Consider the following 18120-nt stretch of genomic DNA (forward strand, 5'->3'; position numbering starts at 1 on the left):
TAGCCGCCACCGCGTTGTCCCCCGCTTCCAGCACGGCGTCGGCGTCGGTGCCGGCCCCGGTGGCGGCGCTGAGCCGTACGGCCGAGCCCGGAGACGCCGAGCTGGCCCGCGACGCGCTCCGCGCGGACCTGTCGCGGGAGCGCTTCTACTTCGCCATGACCGACCGGTTCGCCAACGGCGAGGCCGGCAACGACACCGGCGGCCTGGCCGGCGACCGCACCCGCACCGGCTTCGACCCGGCCGACAAGGGCTTCTACCACGGCGGCGACCTCAAGGGCCTGCTGGACAGGCTCGACTACATCCAGGGCCTCGGCGCCACCGCCCTGTGGATCACCCCGGCGTTTCAGAACAAGCCCGTCCAGGGCGACTCGGCCGGGTACCACGGCTACTGGATCACCGACTTCACCAGGATCGACCCGCACCTGGGCACCAACGCCCAGATGAAGCGGCTGGTCGACGAGGCGCACCGGCGCGGGATGAAGGTCTTCTTCGACATCATCACCAACCACACCGCCGACGTCGTCGACTACGCGGAGAAGACGTACTCCTACCGCTCCAAGGCCGCCTACCCTTACCTCGACGCCGACGGCGTGCCCTTCGACGACCGCACGGCCGACCCGTTCCCCAAGGTGAGCGCCGAGTCCTTCCCCTACACGCCCGTCGCGCCCAAGGACGTCAAGACGCCGAAGTGGCTCAACGACCCGACGATGTACCACAACCGGGGCGACTCCACCTTCACCGGCGAGAGCTCGGAGTACGGCGACTTCTTCGGCCTGGACGACCTGTGGACCGAGCGGCCCGAGGTGCGCCAGGGCATGATCGACATCTACCGGACCTGGGTGCGGGAGACCGGCGTCGACGGGTTCCGCATCGACACCGCGCGGCACGTCGACATGGGGTTCTGGGAGAAGTTCTCCCCCGCCCTGCGCGGCTACGCGGCCCAGCTGGGCAACAGCCGCTTCTTCATGTTCGGCGAGGTCTACTCAAGCGACCCGGCCTTCACCAGCCGCTACTCCACGCGCGGCGGCATGAACGCCACTCTCGACTTCCCCTTCCAGGAGGCCGCGCGGGCCTTCAGCGGCGGCACGGCCGGAGCCGCCAAGCTGGCCGCGCTGTTCGCGGCCGACGACTACCACCTCGACGCCGACTCCAACGCCGCCTCGCTGCCGACCTTCCTCGGCAACCACGACATGGGCCGCATCGGCCACTTCCTGGCCCGCGACAACCCCGGCGCGGGCGACGCCGAGCTGCTGCGCCGCGACCTGCTCGCGCACGGGCTGATGTTCCTGGTGCGCGGCCAGCCGGTGGTCTACTACGGCGACGAGCAGGGCTTCACCGGCGAGGGCGGCGACAAGGACGCCCGGCAGGACATGTTCGCCTCCAAGACGCCGGACTACCTCGGCGACGACCTCATCGGCACCGACGCCACCCACGCGGTGGACAACTACACGCCCGCGCACCCGCTCTACCAGGGGATCGCCGAACTGGCCAAGCTGCGCGACGACCATCCGGCGCTGGCCGACGGCGCCCAGATCGAGCGGCTGGCCAGCGGCTCGGTGTACGCGCTGTCCCGCATCAACGCCCGCGAGCAGGTCGAGTACGTCGTCGCCGTCAACAACGCCGAGACCGCCGCGCAGGCGAGCATCCCCACCTACTCGCCGTCCATGGCGTTCACGCAGGTGTACGGCGGAGCGGCCACGGCGACGTCGGGAACGGACGGCAGGCTGGCGGTGACGGTCCCCGCCCTGTCCGCCGTCGTCTACAAGGCGTCGGCCAAGGCCGCGCCGCCCGCCGAGGGCCCGGCGATCTCGATCGCCCTGCCCGGCACGCAGATCCGCGGCACCGCCGAGGACGGCCGCGTCCCCGTCACGGCCACCGTCCCCGGCACCGGCTTCGCCCAGGTGACCTTCGCCGCCAGGGTGGGCGACGGCGGCTGGCGGGTGCTGGGCACCGACGACGCCCCCAACGGCCGCACCTTCCGGATATTTCATGATCTGGCGGGCATCCCGGCGGGCACGACGATCACCTACAAGGCAGTCGTGAAGGACGCCGCCGGCCGGATCGCCTCGGCGAGCGCGCAGGCCACCGTGGGCCCCGACCCCGCCCCCGAGCCGCCCGGCGCGGTCAAGCGCGACTGGCTCGTCGTCCACTACAACCGCCCAGGCGGCGACTACGACGGCTGGGGCCTGCACGTGTGGGGCGACGTCGAGCAGCCCACCGACTGGGCCGGCCCCCTGCCGCTCCGGGGCGAGGACGGCTACGGCCGCTTCGCCTGGATCAAGCTGAAGCCCGGCGCGACCAGCGTCGGCGTCATCGCCCACAAGGGCGACGAGAAGGACGGCGGCGACCGGATCGTCAACCCGGCCAGGACCGGCGAGGTCTGGATCGCCCAGGGCAGGCCCGACACCTACGCCTCGCGGGCCGCCGCCCAGGGCTACGCCACCGTCCACTACAGCCGTCCCGACAAGCAGTACGACGGCTGGGGCCTGCACCTGTGGGGCGAGGCGATCGCCGACGGCGCGGGCACGGACTGGGCCAACCCGCGCATGCCCGACGGCGTCGACTCCTTCGGCGCGTTCTGGAAGGTGCCGCTGAAGAACCCCGACGCCCCGCTGAACTACATCATCCACCGCGGCGACGCCAAAGATCCCGGCCCCGACCAGGCGTTCGTCCCGTCGGCCCAGCCCGAGGCGTACGTCAACTCCGGCTCCGACGTCATCCACCCCACCCTGGCCGCCGCCCAGAACACGGCCGTGCTCCACTACCACCGCCCGGACGGCGACTACGACGGGTGGGGGCTGCACGTGTGGGCCGGCGCCGCCACCCCCACCGAGTGGAACGCGCCGCTGATGCCCGCCGGGAGCGATAGGTTCGGTGTCTACTATCGGGTCCCGCTGGCCGCCGGGGCGAAGAGCCTGAGCTACATCATCCACCGCGGCGACACCAAGGACCTGCCCGCCGACCAGGCGCTCGACCTGGTCACGACCGGCCACGAGGCCTGGCGCCTGGCGGCCACGGAGGGTTACGTGCTGCCCCAGCCCACGGCGACCGGCGCGGACGCCGACCTGTCCAAGGCCCGGGCGCACTGGATCGACCGCGACACGGTGCTGTGGAAGGTCCCCGCCTCCTCACGCCACTTCCTGGCCTTCTCCCCCAAGGGCGACATCGCCTACGAAGACGGCGACCTGACCGGCGACGTGCGCCTGATCCGGCTGGTCCCCGGCACGCTGACCGACGCCCAGAAGGCCAAGTGGCCGCACCTGGCCTCCCACGGCGCGCTCAAGGTCGACCCGCGCGACGCCGAGCTGGTCAAGCAGGCGCTGCGCGGCCAGGTCGTCGCCGTCGAACGCAGCGCCTCCGGCGCGCTGCTCACCGCCACCGGCGTGCAGATCCCCGGCGTCCTGGACGACCTGTACGGCAAGGCCGTCACCGCCGCGCTCGGCCCGACCGGGAAGGCCCTGCCGAGGCTGTCGCTGTGGGCGCCCACCGCCCAGCAGGTCAGGCTCGTCCTGTACGGCGGCGGCCGTACCGAGCACAGGATGCGGCGCGACGACGAGACGGGCGTCTGGTCGGTCACCGGCAAGCCGTCCTGGATGGGCCGCGACTACACCTACCTCGTCACCGTCTACTCCCCCGCCGCGGGCAAGGTCGTCACCAACGAGGTGACCGACCCCTACAGCCTGGCCGTGGCGCCCGACGGCGTACGCAGCCGCCTGGTGGACCTGGACAGCGCCCAGCACAAGCCCTCCGGGTGGGACAGGCTCGCCAAGCCGAGGGCCGTGCCCCAGGACCGGGCGTCGATCTACGAGCTGCACGTGCGCGACTTCAGCGCCTCCGACGCGAGCGTCCCGGCCGCGCAGCGCGGCACCTACGCCGCCTTCGCCGGCGACGGGACCGGCATGCGGGAGCTGCGCGCGCTCGCCAAGGACGGGCTCACCCACGTCCACCTGCTGCCAGCCTTCGACTTCGCCACCGTCCCCGAGCGCAGGGCCGACCGCACCGAGCCCGACTGCGACCTGGCCGCCATGCCGCCCGATTCCGAGCAGCAGCAGGAGTGCGTGGCCAGGACCGCCGCCAAGGACTCCTTCAACTGGGGCTACGACCCGCTGCACTACACGGTGCCGGAGGGGTCCTACGCCACCGACCCGGACGACCGGATCAAGGAGTTCCGCGGCATGGTGGCCGGGCTCAATCGGGCCGGGCTGCGCGTGGTGATGGACGTGGTCTACAACCACACCCACTCACTCGACGTGCTCGACAGGATCGTGCCTGGCTACTACCACCGGCTGCTGGAGGACGGCGCCGTGGCCACCTCCACCTGCTGCGCCAACACCGCGCCCGAGCACGCCATGATGGGCAGGCTCGTCGTCGACTCGGTCGTCACATGGGCCAGGCAGTACAAGGTCGACGGGTTCCGGTTCGACCTCATGGGCCACCACCCCAAGGCCAACATCCTGGCCGTCAGGAAGGCCCTGGACCGGCTCACCCTCGACAGGGACGGCGTGGACGGCAAGTCGATCATCCTGTACGGCGAGGGCTGGAACTTCGGCGAGGTCGCCGACGACGCCCGCTTCGAGCAGGCCACCCAGGCCAACATGGCCGGGACCGGCGTCGGCACCTTCAGCGACCGGCTGCGCGACGCCGTGCGCGGCGGCGGCCCCTTCGACGCCGACCCGCGCATCCAGGGCTTCGGCTCCGGGCTGGCGGGAGCCCCGAACGGCTCGCCCGCCAACGGCACGCCTGAGCAGCAGCTGGCCAGGCTGCGCAGGTATGCCGACATCATCAGGATCGGGCTGACCGGCAACCTGAAGGACTACGTGCTGCCGTCGGGCAAGAAGGGATCGGAGATCGACTACAACGGCCACCCGGCCGGGTACGCTGCCACGCCGGGCGAGGTCGTGACATATGTGGACGCGCACGACAACGAGACCCTGTTCGACGCGCTGGCCTACAAGCTGCCCCAGGCCACGGGCATGGCCGACCGCGTGCGCATGCAGACGCTGTCGCTGGCCACGGCGGTCCTGTCGCAGGGCACGACGTTCGTGCACGCCGGGAGCGAGCGGCTGCGGTCCAAGTCGCTGGACCGCAACTCCTACGACTCCGGCGACTGGTTCAACCGGCTGCTGTGGGACTGCTCGGCGGGCAACGGGTTCGGCTCGGGACTGCCGCCCAAGGCCGACAACGGGCCCAAGTGGGAGTACGCGCGCCCGCTGCTGGCCGACCCGGCGCTGAAGCCGGACTGCGCGGCGATCGGCGCGGCCCGGGCCCGGTACGGCGAGCTGCTGCGGATCCGCTCCTCCTCCCCCGCCTTCGCGCTCGGCTCGCCGGCCGAGATCCAGAAGCGGGTGACCTTCCCGGACTCGGCCGACGGCGTGATCACCATGCACATCGACGCGACCGGCGTCGATGCGCGCTGGAAGTCGATCACGGTGGTCTTCAACGCCACGCCGGTCGCCCACACCCAGGCGATGCCCGCGCTCGCCGGGCAGCGGGTCGGGCTGCACCCGGTCCAGGCGGCCTCGGACGACGAGGTGGTCAAGCAGTCGGCCTTCGACGCGGCGACGGGCACGCTGACCGTCCCGGCCAGGACGGTGGCCGTGTTCGTACGGTCATAGCCAGCGGGCCAGCCAGTCGAAGGCACGCTCCTGCATGGGGACCGTGAAGCTGTGGGGGGCGTCGACGAAGACGCCCTCGTAGGCGCCGGGCGCGTCGCGGTAATGCTCGGCGACGCGCCCATGGGCCCGGCGCATACCGCTTTCCGGGAAGAGGTGGTCGCCCGTGGCGTACTGGACCATGAGCGGGGCGGGCGCGCGGGCGGCGGCCAGGTCGGGCCAGTCGCCCAGCCGCGACAGGCCGGGCGGGTAGAGCATCCAGGTGTGGTTCTCGACGTGGCCGTCGAGCATGTCGCGGGAGGAGGACAGCATCGCGGCGACGACGACGGCTGTGATGCGCGGGTCGAAGGCGCCCAGCATGGCGGCGCGCAGGCCGCCGCCGGACAGGCCGAGGCAGGCCACCGAGGTGACGTCGGGCCTGGAGCGCAGGTAGGCCGCGGCGGCCAGGTCCTCGGCGGCCACCACGCCGGCGAAGGAGGTGCCGAGCAGGGTGCAGTACTTGGCGAGCACGTACTCGTGGGCGGAGGCCGCCTCGTCGTAGGCGCCGGGCGTGGTGGGGGCGATCGGCTCGAAGCGGCGGCTGCCCCAGGCGAACACGTCGTGGGCGAGGACGGCGAAGCCCCGGCGGGCCAGGGCGTTGGCGTAGGCGCGTCCGCCGTAGATCCTCTCGCGCAGGCCCCGCACCTCCGGGGAGGGCGGCTCGGGGCCGTCGGCGATCTTCTCCTTGCCGTGCCATTTCATGCCGGAGTGGCAGTGCAGGGCCACCACGCCGGGGAGGGGTCCGGCGTGGTCGCGGGGGCGCAGGAGGTAGGCGCGGGTGCGGGGGCCGAAGCCGACGGACCACGACAGCTCCTCGCCCGCCAGGTCGCCGTCGGTCCAGGTGCGCTCGACCTTGACGCCGGTGGCCTGGAGGTCGAGGACGCCGATGGCTTCCCTGGCCTGTTCGCGGAAGGCCGGTCCGGGGTCGGGGAAGAGCCCGCGTTGCCTGGTCGCGATGTCCACGAGCCCGGCGAAGGCGCCAAGGCCGCGCGGTATCCCGGTCATGAACCTCCTTGACGTCGCGGCGCCGCCCGCCGCGAAACGCGGCAGCGTGTCAGGCCAGGCGGGTGCCCTCGGCGGCCAGGTGGACGGGAGTTCCCGAGGCGGCGGACATGTTGGCCGCCACGCCCACCAGCACGCTGCGGATCCCGTCACGGTAGCCCGCCTGGCGAGCCAGCGGATCGTCCCCCGGGCCGCGGAAGACGTCGTCGAGCAGCAGGGCGTCGCCCCCGCCGTGGCCGCCGGAGCCGCCCTGGATCGGCACCTCCTCCGGCTCCCGCCAGTGCCGGTGCAGCCGCAGCCGCTCCCAGGCCCCGGCCGCGTGCTCCTTGGCGGCCGCGCTGGGGTCGATGGCCGCGTGCGGCGGGGTCCAGGCGCGTTCGACGACCTCCAGCTCCAGCCGCCCCGCCGTGCCGTTGAAGGCCACGCGGTACCCCTCCCAGGGCGCGTGCGCGTTCAGCGAGTAGGTCAGCAGCGCCCCCTGGGCGTACCGCACCAGCACGGCCATGTTGTCGTCGATGGTCACCCCGGGCGCGAAGACGTCCTGGTCGCGGAGGTAGCCGTCCTCGTGCTCGGCGTCCAGGTAGAGCCGCTTGAGCCGCGGGTCGGCCGAGATGTCCAGCAGGAACGGGTCGGTGCCGAGGCCGGGCGCGCCGTGGGCGCGGGGAGGCCGCGGTCCTGGCGCGTTGTCCGGGCCGTAGAACCGCAGCGAGGTCTGCGCGAACACCAGCGACGGCGCGTCGGCCAGCCACCAGTTGACCAGGTCGAAGTGGTGGGTGGACTTGTGGACGAGCAGCCCGCCGGAGTTGGCCCTGTCGCGGTGCCAGCGGCGGAAGTAGTCGGCGCCGTGGATGGTGTCCAGCGTCCATTCGAAGTGGACGGAGGTGACCTCGCCGATCGCGCCGTCCATGATGAGCCGCCGCACCGCCGAGTTGCGCGGCGCGTAGCGGTAGTTGAAGGTGACGATCAGCCTGCCGGTGCTGCGCTCGGCCGCCTCGGCGATGCGGGCGCAGCTCCCGGCGTCGACGGTGAGGGGCTTTTCGCAGATGACGTCCCGCCCGGCGTCGAGGGCGGCGCAGACGTAGTGGGCGTGCGTGGCGTCCACGGTGGCCACCACGACCGCGTCGGCGAGCTCGAGCATCTTGTCGAACTCCTCGGGCGCGAAGCACGGCACCTCCCGGCCGATGCGCTCGGCGTAGTAGCGCATGCGGGTGCGGTTGGTGTCGCACAGGCCGGTGATGGTCCCGGCGTCGCTCCACTCGCCGAGCAGCGCGTCGACGTACATCTGCGCGCGGTGCCCGAGCCCGACGAAGGCGTATCTCATGTGGTCTCTCCCGAAGGGGCGGGGCCCGGCCCGGGGCCCCGCCGTACCGTGATCAGGTCAGCCGGCGAGCGCGGCGTTGGCCTCTTGCAGGAACTTCTGGGCCCCGGCGTCCGGGGTGGTCTTGCCGAACATGACCTCCTCGGAGTTGCGCTTGAGGATGTCCTCCATCTGCATGGCGCCCTTGGGCGGCACCACGGTCGGGACCAGCTCGCTCTTGACCGAGTCCATGAAGGCGAGCACCTTCTGGTCGGCGGGCGGCAGCTTGTCCTTGATGGCGGCCAGCACCTTGGAGTTGATCGGCAGGCCGCGGTCGGACAGCACGATCGCCCCGGCCTCGGGGTCGTTCAGCATGAAGTCGATGAACTTCTGCGCCTCGGCCGAGTGCTCGGTCTTGGCCGAGATCGCGTAGTGCATCGCGGGCTGCAGGAACATGCCGGAGGTGGTCGCGCCCTGGGCCTTGGGCACCCGCATCAGGTCGAGCTCCTGGCCGGAGCCCTTGGTCAGGGCGCCGAGCTGGTTGCTCCACCACAGGCCCATCGCGCCGGTGTTGGTGGCCAGCAGCGCCTGGTCGACCTTGGTGCCGACCTCGGCCATCTTGGCGGCGTCCGGCGCGCCCTTGGTCTCGATCAGCTTATGGATGACGGCCCACCAGTCCTTCACGGTCTGGGCCGAGACGCCGATCTTGCCGTTGTCGTACAGCTTCTCCCCGCGCTGGGCCGCGAAGATCTGCAGGAAGGCCGGGTTGTAGTTGTACTCGGCGCCGTAGATGGTGCCGCCGCCCTTCTCGGAGATCTGCTGGGCGAGGGAGACGAAGTCGTCCCAGGTCCAGGAGGCGTCGTCGGGCAGCTTCTGGCCGGCCTTCTCGATGGTGGACTTGTTCACCACGAGGGAGAAGGAGTTGACGCCGGTCGGGAGGGCGTACTGCTTGCCGTCCACCTGGCCGGCGGGCAGCACCGAGGCGTCGAGGTCGGCGGTGTCGACCTTGCCCGACAGGTCGGCGAGGGCGCCGCGCCCGGCGTACTCGGCCAGGCCGCGGATCTCGATGGTCATCACGTCGGGCGCGTCGCCCGCGGCGACCTTGGTGGCCAGCTTCTCGTAGTAGCTGTCCCAGTCGGAGAAGTCGCCCTCCACGTCGATGGCCGGGTTCTTCTGCTCGAACTTCTTGATCGCCTCCTCGGTGAGCTTCTGGCGGGCGTCGCTGCCCCAGTAGGAGAAGGTGATCTTGGTCTTGCCTCCGGCGGACTCGCCGTCGTCGCCGCTTCCGCACGCGGTCACGGCCGCCGCGAGCAGGGCGACCGCCAGTATGCGCTTCACTGCGATTACCTCCTGGGATAAGGGGGGTGGGAGGACTACTTGAGGCCGGTGGTCGCCATACCGCGGATGAGGTACTTCTGGCCGGCCAGGAAGAAGCCGAAGATCGGTCCGAGCGACACGATCGACATCGCGAACATGGGGCCCCACGAGGACTCGCCGCTGGAGTCGAGGAACTGGCGCAGCGCGACCGGGACCGTGAGGTTGTCGGAGTTGGTCAGGTACAGGTTCTGGCTGAAGAAGTCGTTCCAGGTCCAAATGAAGGTGAAGATGCCGGTGGTGGCCAGGGCCGGCATGCACAGCGGGATGATGACGCGGAAGAAGGTCTTCCAGTAGCCGGCGCCGTCGATGGCGGCGGCCTCGTCCAGCTCGCGGGGCAGGGTCCTGATGAACTGCACCATCAGGAAGATGAAGAAGGCGTCGGTGGCCAGGAACTTGGGCACGACCAGCGGCCAGATCGTGTTGATCCACTCGAACTTGGCGAACATGATGTACTGCGGCACGACCGTGACGTGGTGCGGCAGCATGATCGAGCCCAGCATGACCGCGAACCACACCTTCTTGAGCGGGAAGTCCAGCCGGGCGAAGGCGTAGGCGGCCAGCGAGCAGGCCACGAGGTTGGCGACGACCGACAGGGCGGTGATCACCGCCGAGTTCCACAGGTAGTAGCCGAAGGAGTGCTTCAGCGCGACCCAGCCCTCGGTGTAGTTGTCCAGCGTCACCTGGCTCGGCCACAGTCCCGGCTCGCGGAAGATGAGCTCCTCCGGCTTGAAGGAGCTGGAGACCATCCACAGCAGCGGGTAGAGCATGACCAGCCCGAAGGCGATCAGCAGCAGGTGCTTGACCAGTCGCGGGGCCGGGCGGAACAGCGGGAAGGCAGCCTTGCCGCGGACCGCGTTACTTGGTGTCGCCATAGAAGACCCAATACTTCGACATGAGGAAGTTGACGCCGGTCAGCCCGGCGATGATGACCAGCAGCACCCACGCCATGGCGGCCGCGTAGCCCATCTCGAAGCTCTTGAAGCCCTTGAGGTAGAGGTAGAGCGTGTAGAAGAGCGTGGAGTCGACCGGGCCGCCGGTGCCGTTGCTGACGATGAACGACTGGGTGAAGGACTGGAAGGACTTGATGACCTCCAGCACCAGGTTGAAGAAGATGATCGGCGTCAGCAGGGGCAGGGTGATCGAGCGGAACTGGCGGAACCTGCCGGCCCCGTCGACCGCCGCCGCCTCGTAGTAGCTCTGCGGGATCTGGCGCAGCCCGGCCAGGAAGATGACCATCGGCGCGCCGAACGTCCACACGTGCAGGAGGATCAGCGTGCCGAGGGCGGTGTCGGGGTCGGTGACCCAGCCGGGGCCCTGGATGCCGAAGATCGCCAGCACGGAGTTGACCAGGCCGTCGGTCCCGAAGATCTTCCGCCACAGGATCGAGATGGCCACGCTGCCGCCCAGCAGGGACGGCAGGTAGTAGATCGAGCGGTAGATGGGCAGCCCGCACAGCCCCCGGTCCAGGGCCAGGGCCAGCGCCAGGGCGAAGGCGAGCTGCATGGGCACCGAGACGACCACGTAGATCGTCGTCACCTTCAGCGAGGTGAGGAAGCGGTCGTCCTCGGTGAACATCTCCGCGTAGTTGGCCCAGCCCACCCACTTGGGGTCCTCCAGGAGGTTGTACTCGGTGAAGGACAGGTAGAGCGAGGCCAGGATCGGGCCGATCGTGATCGCGAACAGGCCGAGGAACCAGGGCGCCAGGAAGACGTAGGCGGTGCGGGCCTCCCGGCGCTTCCACGGCTGCTTTTTCTCCCGGCGGTGGGCCGGTGGGCGCAGCTGCGCCGCCCGCGGCTCCACCGCCACCGAGTCAGTCGTCATCACGTGCCCTTCCGGCAGGTCGTGAACGGATAGCGCTTTCCTATAGCTATCCCGCAGAGGCGTCAACCCTTTGCAAGCCGTTATTTCGCCGTTACCGATATATCGATAACGCATCCACACATGTCAGCGCGGCTTGCTTCAGGATCACGAGCCTAAAGCTCGCGATGCCGGGAAGGCTTGTTTGTACAACCGATTGCAGCTCATCCGAACCGGTAGACCGTGGTCGAGACGTACTCCTCGCCCGGCCGCAGCACGGTCGAGGGGAAGGCGGGCCGGTTGGGCGAGTCGGGGAAGTGCTGCGTCTCCAGGCACAGCCCCGCGAACGGCCCGTACGGCGTGGCCTCGCCGTCGAGCATGTGCCCGGTGTAGAACTGCACCCCCGGCTCGGTGGTGGTCACCTCCATCACCCGCCCGCTGACCGGCTCCTCGACCCGGATGCCGCCGGAGAGCACGAAGCAGTGGTCGTAGCACCCCTCCAGCCGGTCGCCGACCCGCGCGGGCGAGGTGAAGTCGTACGGCGTGCCCGCGACCGGGGCCAGCTCGCCGGTGGGGATCTTGCCCTCGTCCACGGGCAGGTAGCGCTCGGCCGCCATGGTGACCACGTGCCCGAGCACGTCGCCGGATCCGGCCAGGTTGAAGTAGGAGTGGTTGGTCAGGTTGACCACGGTGGGCGCGTCGGTCGTGGCGCGGTAGTCCATGCGCAGCGCGGTGTCCTCCAGCGAGTAGGTCACCTCGGCCGTCAGCGTGCCGGGGTAGCCCTCCTCGCCGTCGGCGCTGACGTACCTCAGCGTGATCGCGGTGCCGGTGACGGCCTCGGCGCTCCACACCCGCTTGTCGAAGCCGCGCAGCCCGCCGTGGAGGCTGTGGTCGCCGTTGTTGACCGGCAGGCGGTACTCCACGCCGTCGAGGGTGAACCGGCCGTAGGCGATCCGGTTGCCGTAGCGGCCCACGACCGCGCCGAAGTAGCGGCTGCGCTCCAGGTAGCCCTCCAGGGTGTCCAGGCCCAGCACGACGTTGGTCCCGTCGGGGACCTGCAGGCTCTGGACGGTCGCCCCGTAGGTCAGCACGGCGACGCGCAGCCGGCCGTTGTCCAGGACGTGGCGCTCGACCGGTTCGCCGGAGGGAGTGGTGCCGAAGTTCACGTGAGGCCTTTCGGAGGTGCGGTGGATTCTCTGACGACGAGCTTGGTCTCGAGGGTGGTGGAGGCGGTGACGGACTGGATGAGCAGCTCGACGGCCAGCCGCCCGGCGTCGGCGGTGGGCATGGCGACGGTGGTGAGCTTGGGCCGGTTCAGCCGGCCGGGGACGATGTCGTCGATGCCGACGACGCTGACGTCCTCCGGCACGCTCACGCCCCGCTCGGCCAGGCCCTCGATGAGGCCGATCGCCACCAGGTCGTTGTAGGCGAGCACGCCGGTCACGCCCGCCTCGGCCACCGCCGCGGCGGCGCGGATGCCGGCCTGCTCGGTGGGGGCGTTGGGGCCGATGACCACGAGCTCCACCCCGGGGACCTCGGCGGCGGCCTGCTTGATCTCCCCGCTGGTCCACGAGCCGGCGGGGCCGGAGACCAGCGCCACGCGGCGGTGCCCGAGCGCGGCCAGGTGCTCCACGGCCGACCGGGCGCCCTGCGCGACGTCCATCAGGACCGTGGCCACGCCCCGCAGCCGCCGGTTGACCAGCACGAACGGCACACGTTCCGCGAGCTTGTCCAGCGCCTTGTTCGACAGGCGGGGACTGCACAGGATCACCCCGTCCACCTGCTTGGAGAAGGCCAGCACGAGCTCCTCCTCCACGGCGGGGTCCTCGTCGGTGTCGGCCACGAACAGGTGGTAGTCCCGCTCGCGGGCCGAGGACTGCGCGGCCTTGATCAACGGGGGGAAGAAGGGGTTGGCGATGTCCGCCACGATCAGCCCGATGTTGTGCGTGCGCCCCGTCGTGAGAGCGCGCGCGGCCCGGTTGGGCCGGTAGCCGAGCTCCTCCGCCACCGCCAGCACCCTGGCGCGGGTCTCGGCGTTGACCAGATGCGGAGCCGAGAAGGTCCGCGACACGGTGGACACATGCACGCCCGAAGCTCGTGCGACGTCCCGAATCGTCACTGTCACGACCTCAAACCCTAGCGCAACCGGTTGCAATGAAATAGGGCCACCTGCTATCGGTTGTATCGGTCATGGCAGACGGTCTGCCAGCAGAATTCCAGATGGGAGCCGGATCGGGAGATCGCCCCTTGACGTTTCCCGGTTTACCCACGAGGGTTTACTGCAACTGATTGCAGCACTCCGAAGGAGTCCACACGGTGAGCAGAGTGCTCGTCACCGGCAGCGCGGGCAGGCTCGGCCGCAGCGTCGTCACCGCCCTCGCGGCCGCCGGACACGAGGTGATCGGCGTCGACACCGCGCCTGGCACCCCGCAGGAAGCGGCCGCCACCCTCCCCGCCGACCTGACGGACCTCGGCGAGGCCTTCGAGGCGGTCACCCGCTTCCGCCCCCAGTCCGTGGTCCACCTGGCCGCCATCGCCACCCCGTTCAGCCGGTCCGACGCGGTGACCTTCCGGGTCAACACGCAGCTGGCCTTCAACCTCTGCGAGGCGTCCGTCTCGCTCGGCGTCGGCAACCTGGTGGTGGCCAGCAGCCCGACCGTGATCGGGTACGGCGCGCCCGGCGGCTGGCGGCCCGCCTACCTGCCCATCGACGAGGAGCACCCCGCCCAGCCGTGGCACGCCTACAGCCTGTCCAAGCTGGTGGCCGAGCAGACCATGCAGGCCTTCGCCCGCACGGCGACCGCCACCCGCATGGCCGCGATCCGTCCCTGCTTCGTCATCGCCCCCGAGGAGTGGGCCGGCGCCCCGACCCAGTCCGGCCACACCGTCGCCGAACGGCTCGAGCGCCCGGAGATCGCCGGGGCCTCGCTGTTCAACTACATCGACGCCCGCGACGCGGCCGAGATGGTGATCGCGCTGCTGGACCACCTGCCCTCGCTGCCGCGCAACGGCGAGGTGTTCTTCGCCGGCGCGGCCGACGCGCTGGCCACCGAGCCGCTGGCCGACCTGCTGCCCAAGACCGTCCCCGGCACCGAGGGCCTGGCCTCCTCGCTGACCGGCACCACGCCCGCTTTCTCCTCCGCCAAAGCTGAACGCCTGCTCGGCTGGCAGGCCAAGCGCAGCTGGCGGACCGAACTCTCGTGAGGAACCCATGAAGCTCAGCGGTGTGCTGTTCTTCCCCGTGACCCCCTTCGCCGCCGACGGCTCGCTGGCCGAGCGGGTGCTCGCCGAGCACATCCGCCAGGGGCTGGAGCACGGCCCCGGCGCGGTGTTCGTGGCCTGCGGCACCGGCGAGTTCTCCGCGCTCTCGCAGGCCGAGCACGCCCGCGCGGTCCAGGTCGCCGCCGAGGCCGTCCGAGGCCGGGTGCCGCTGCTGGCCGGCGCGGGCGGCCCGCTCGGCGCGGCGCTGGAGCAGGCCCGCGCGGCACGCGAGGCCGGCGCGGACGGCCTGCTGCTCATGCCGCCCTACCTGGCGCAGGGCCCCAAGGCGGGCTTCGCCGCCTACGTGCGCGCCATCGCCGCCGAGCTGCCGGTCATCGTCTACCAGCGCGGCTCGGTGGTGCTCGACCCGGCCACCGTGGTGGAGCTGGCGCGCATCCCCGGCGTGATCGGCCTGAAGGACGGCCTGGGCGACATCGACCGGATGCAGCGCACCGTGCTCGCGGTCCGCCGGGAGATCGGTCCCGGCTTCACCTTCTTCAACGGCCTGCCGACCGCCGAGCTGACCATGCCCGCCTACCGCGGCCTGGGCGTGGAGCTGTACTCCTCGGCCGTCTTCGCCTTCGCCCCCGAGATCGCCCTCGCCTACTTCAACGGCGAGGACCGGCTGCTGACGGAGTTCTACGCGCCCCTGGTGGAGCTGCGCAGCAAGGTCCCGGGCTACGCGGTCTCCCTGGTCAAGGCCGGGCTGCGGCTGCGAGGGCTGGACGTCGGCCCGGTGCGCCCCCCGCTGACCGACCTGACGCCCGGGCACGAGGCCGAGCTGGACGCCCTCATCAAGCACGGGCTGTCGCTGGTCGCGGCGTGACCGCCATGATCAAGGACGTGACCACGACCCTGCGGTCGGTGCCGCTGCGCCGGCCGTGGGGGCCGGACGTGCCGGCCAACCACGTGATCTTCGTGGAGGTCACGCTGGAGGACGGGCGGAGCGGCACCGGGATCTCCTGGACCCCGCAGATCGGGGCCGGGGCCGTCCAGGCTCTGCTCGACACCGACGTCCGCGAGGCCGTCGCCGGCCTGCCCGCCCACCCCGAGCTGGTCTGGGACGCCCTGTCCCGGCACCTGAGCGAGGCCGGGCGCGGCGGGCTGGTCACGATCGCGATGGCCGGGATCGACCTGGCGCTGTGGGACCTGCGCTGCGCCGGGCGCTCCCTGGCGGAGGTGCTGGGCGCGCGCCGCGAGAGCCTGCCGGTGTACGGCAGCGGCGTCAACCTCCACTACTCCCTGGAGGAGCTGGTCGCGCAGGCCGGGCGGTGGAAGGCCGAGGGGCTGCCGGCCGTCAAGATCAAGGTGGGCCGGCCGGACCTGGCCGAGGACGTCGAGCGCGTGGCCGCCGTCCGCGAGGTCATCGGGCCGGACACCGTCCTCATGGTCGACGCGAACCAGCGCTGGGACCTGCACCGCGCCCGGCGGGCGATGGCGGCGCTGGAGCCGTACGGCCTGCACTGGATCGAGGAGCCGCTGCCGGCCGACGACGTGGCCGCCCACGTGGAGCTGCGCCGGAGCATCGGCGTGCCGGTCGCGGTCGGCGAGAACGTCTACACCGTCCACGGCTTCCGCGACCTGCTCGTGGCCGGGGCGTGCGACGTGGTGCAGCCCAACGTGGTCAGGGTCGGCGGGATCACCCCGTTCCTGCGGATCGCCGAGCTGGCCCGGGCCTTCGACGTGCCGGTGTACCCGCACCTGCTGACCGAGCTGTCCGGGCAGCTGGCCCTCGCCCTGCCCCATCCCGCGATGGTGGAGAAGGTGGAGGACGCCTCGCTGGCCGAGCTGGGCGTGCTGGCCGAGCCGTACCCGGTGGCGATCGAGGGGGCGCGGCTGCGCGCCACGGGCCATCCGACGAGGTGGGCACGATGAGGATCGTCGTCGCGGGAGTGCACGGCTACGGCCGCCACCACCTGCAGAACATCGGCCGCCTGCCGGGCGCCGAGCTGGCCGGCGTCTGCGACACCCGGCCGCTGGACGGCGTGGACGTGCCGCAGTCGGCCGACCTGCCCGCGCTCATCGAGAAGACCGGCGCGGACATCGCCGTGATCGCCACGCCCATCCACACCCACGCCGGGCTGGCCGAGGCCGCGCTGCGGGCGGGCGCGCACGTGCTGCTGGAGAAGCCGCCCGCGCCCTCGACGGCGGAGTTCGAGCGGATCCTGCGCGCGGTCGCCGAGACCGGGCGCGCCTGCCAGGTCGGCTTCCAGTCGCTCGGCTCGCTGGCCGTGCCCGCCGCGCGCTCGGCCGTCGGGCGGATCCGCGGCATCGGCGTCGCGGGCGCGTGGGAGCGGACGACCGGCTACTTCACGCGCTCGGCGTGGGCGGGCAGGCGGCGGCTGGACGGCGTCGACGTCATGGACGGCGCGATGACCAACCCGTTCGCGCACGCCGTCGCCACCGCGCTGGCCGTGGCCGGCGCGCGGTCCGCCGACGCGATCGAGGACATCGAGCTGGAGCTGTACCGGGCCAACGCCATCGAGTCCGACGACACCTCAAGCGCCCGGCTGCGGCTGGCGGACGGCACGGTCGTCACCGTCGCCGTGTCCCTGTGCGCCGAGCGGCGGTATGAGCCCTACCTGCACGTCCACGGCGAGGACGGCCAGGCGCGGCTGTTCTACACCACCGACGAGATCGAGGTGGACGGCGTGCGGACCGGCTACGGCCGCGTCGACCTGCTGGCCAACCTCCTCGCGCACGTCCGCGACGGGGAGGAGCTGCTGGTGCCGCTGGCCGCGACGGGCGCCTTCACCCGCTTCGTCGACGCCGTACGGCTCGCGCCCGACCCCCGGCCGATCCCCGGCGAGCACCAGGTGATCGAGCCGCACCGCAGGCTGCTGCCCGGCATAGCCGGCCTGGCGGTACGCAGCGCCGCGGAGCTGAAGCTGCTGTCGGAGCTGGGCTTCCCCGGAGCGCGGGCCGACGCCGAGTGGCCGGAGGTCACCCTCGACGGGCCGGCCGCCTACGTCTACCGCGGCGACCTGCAGGCCACCGACGCGCCCCGGCCGTACCTGCATCCGGTGCGCACGCTCGGCGGCACCGTGGTCACCGAGGCCCAGCCCGCCGACCACGTCCACCACTTCGGCGCCGGGGTGGCCGTCGCCGACGTGGACGGCGTCAACTTCTGGGGCGGCTCCACCTACGTGCCCGGCCGGGGCCCGGTGATCCTGCCCAACCACGGCAGCCAGCGGCGCCGCCGCCTGGAGCCGGTGCCCGGCGGCTACGCCGAGCATCTGGACTGGGTCGGCCCCGACGGCCGGGTGGTGGTGCGCGAGGGCAGGAGGCTCACCGCGCGGCGGCTGGACGGCGTCTGGGCCCTGGACTTCGCCTTCACGCTGTCCGGCGGCCCGCTGGACATCCAGAGCTCGGCCTGCAAGGGCCGGACCGGCGCCGGCTACGGCGGGTTCTTCTGGCGCGCCCCCAAGGACTCCCCCGGCCTGGACGCCTTCACCGCCGAGGCGCACGGCGAGCAGGCCGTCCACGGCAGCCGCGCCCCGTGGCTGGCGCTGGTGTCCGACGCCTGGAGCCTGCTGTTCCTCCAGCGCGGCGCGGTCGATCCGTGGTTCGTGCGCGTGGCCGAATACCCGGGCGCCGGGCCCGCCCTGGCCTGGGACACCCCGCTGCGCCTGGACGGCGAGCTGTCCAGGGCCGTCACGGTGGTGGTCGCCGACGGGCGGCTGTCCCCCGAGGCGGCGGCCGAGCTGGCCGCCCGCGCCGGGCGCGCCCGCTGAG

The 18120-nt window shown here is 71.7% G+C and carries 12 protein-coding genes; 5 read left to right on the forward strand and 7 right to left on the reverse strand.

Annotated elements, in window-relative coordinates:
- Positions 1-47 precede the first annotated feature (47 nt).
- Complete coding sequence (gene pulA / locus BSB02_RS19440; RefSeq protein ID WP_240506517.1) at positions 48-5615, forward strand: pullulanase-type alpha-1,6-glucosidase; 5568 nt, start codon at positions 48-50, stop codon at positions 5613-5615.
- Here the strand turns inward: pulA and BSB02_RS19445 are convergent.
- The 7 genes from BSB02_RS19445 to BSB02_RS19475 form a co-directional block, all read right to left on the reverse strand.
- The gene (locus BSB02_RS19445) at positions 5610-6656 is read right to left on the reverse strand and encodes a dienelactone hydrolase family protein (RefSeq protein ID WP_084960426.1); all 1047 of its coding nucleotides are present in this window, start codon (positions 6654-6656) and stop codon (positions 5610-5612) included. The genes pulA and BSB02_RS19445 overlap by 6 nt on opposite strands.
- 49 nt (positions 6657-6705) lie before the next feature.
- Positions 6706-7974: a Gfo/Idh/MocA family protein gene (locus BSB02_RS19450; RefSeq protein ID WP_084960427.1), complete on the reverse strand. Its 1269-nt coding sequence runs from the start codon at positions 7972-7974 to the stop codon at positions 6706-6708.
- A gap of 57 nt (positions 7975-8031) precedes the next feature.
- Positions 8032-9288: an ABC transporter substrate-binding protein gene (locus tag BSB02_RS19455; RefSeq protein WP_158088677.1), complete on the reverse strand. Its 1257-nt coding sequence runs from the start codon at positions 9286-9288 to the stop codon at positions 8032-8034.
- A 35-nt stretch (positions 9289-9323) separates the two neighbouring features.
- Complete coding sequence (locus tag BSB02_RS19460; RefSeq protein ID WP_240506541.1) at positions 9324-10094, reverse strand: carbohydrate ABC transporter permease; 771 nt, start codon at positions 10092-10094, stop codon at positions 9324-9326.
- A gap of 88 nt (positions 10095-10182) precedes the next feature.
- Entirely contained in the window at positions 10183-11148 is a 966-nt protein-coding gene (locus BSB02_RS19465; RefSeq protein WP_084960583.1) for a carbohydrate ABC transporter permease, read from the reverse strand.
- A gap of 200 nt (positions 11149-11348) precedes the next feature.
- The gene (locus BSB02_RS19470; RefSeq protein ID WP_084960430.1) at positions 11349-12290 is read right to left on the reverse strand and encodes an aldose epimerase family protein; all 942 of its coding nucleotides are present in this window, start codon (positions 12288-12290) and stop codon (positions 11349-11351) included.
- Entirely contained in the window at positions 12287-13249 is a 963-nt protein-coding gene (locus BSB02_RS19475; RefSeq protein WP_084960431.1) for a LacI family DNA-binding transcriptional regulator, read from the reverse strand. The genes BSB02_RS19470 and BSB02_RS19475 overlap by 4 nt, the downstream gene beginning before the upstream one ends.
- A 191-nt stretch (positions 13250-13440) precedes the next feature.
- On the opposite strand from BSB02_RS19475, the gene BSB02_RS19480 reads away from it, so the two are divergent.
- The 4 genes from BSB02_RS19480 to BSB02_RS19495 are packed head-to-tail and all read left to right on the forward strand — an operon-like array spanning position 13441 to position 18119.
- Positions 13441-14328 carry an NAD-dependent epimerase/dehydratase family protein gene (locus BSB02_RS19480; RefSeq protein ID WP_084960432.1) on the forward strand — a complete coding sequence of 296 codons (888 nt, stop codon included), beginning with the start codon at positions 13441-13443 and terminating at the stop codon, positions 14326-14328.
- A 7-nt stretch (positions 14329-14335) separates the two neighbouring features.
- Positions 14336-15211: a 5-dehydro-4-deoxyglucarate dehydratase gene (locus tag BSB02_RS19485; RefSeq protein WP_084960433.1), complete on the forward strand. Its 876-nt coding sequence runs from the start codon at positions 14336-14338 to the stop codon at positions 15209-15211.
- A 5-nt stretch (positions 15212-15216) separates the two neighbouring features.
- Positions 15217-16260 (forward strand): mandelate racemase/muconate lactonizing enzyme family protein, encoded by a 1044-nt coding sequence (locus BSB02_RS19490; protein WP_084960585.1) that lies wholly within the window; start codon positions 15217-15219, stop codon positions 16258-16260.
- Positions 16257-18119: a DUF6807 family protein gene (locus tag BSB02_RS19495; RefSeq protein ID WP_084960434.1), complete on the forward strand. Its 1863-nt coding sequence runs from the start codon at positions 16257-16259 to the stop codon at positions 18117-18119. The genes BSB02_RS19490 and BSB02_RS19495 overlap by 4 nt, the downstream gene beginning before the upstream one ends.
- Position 18120: the final 1 nt, after the last annotated feature.

This window comes from Thermoactinospora rubra, assembly GCF_002093975.1.
GTDB classification, from domain to species: Bacteria; Actinomycetota; Actinomycetes; order Streptosporangiales; family Streptosporangiaceae; genus Nonomuraea; species Nonomuraea rubra_A.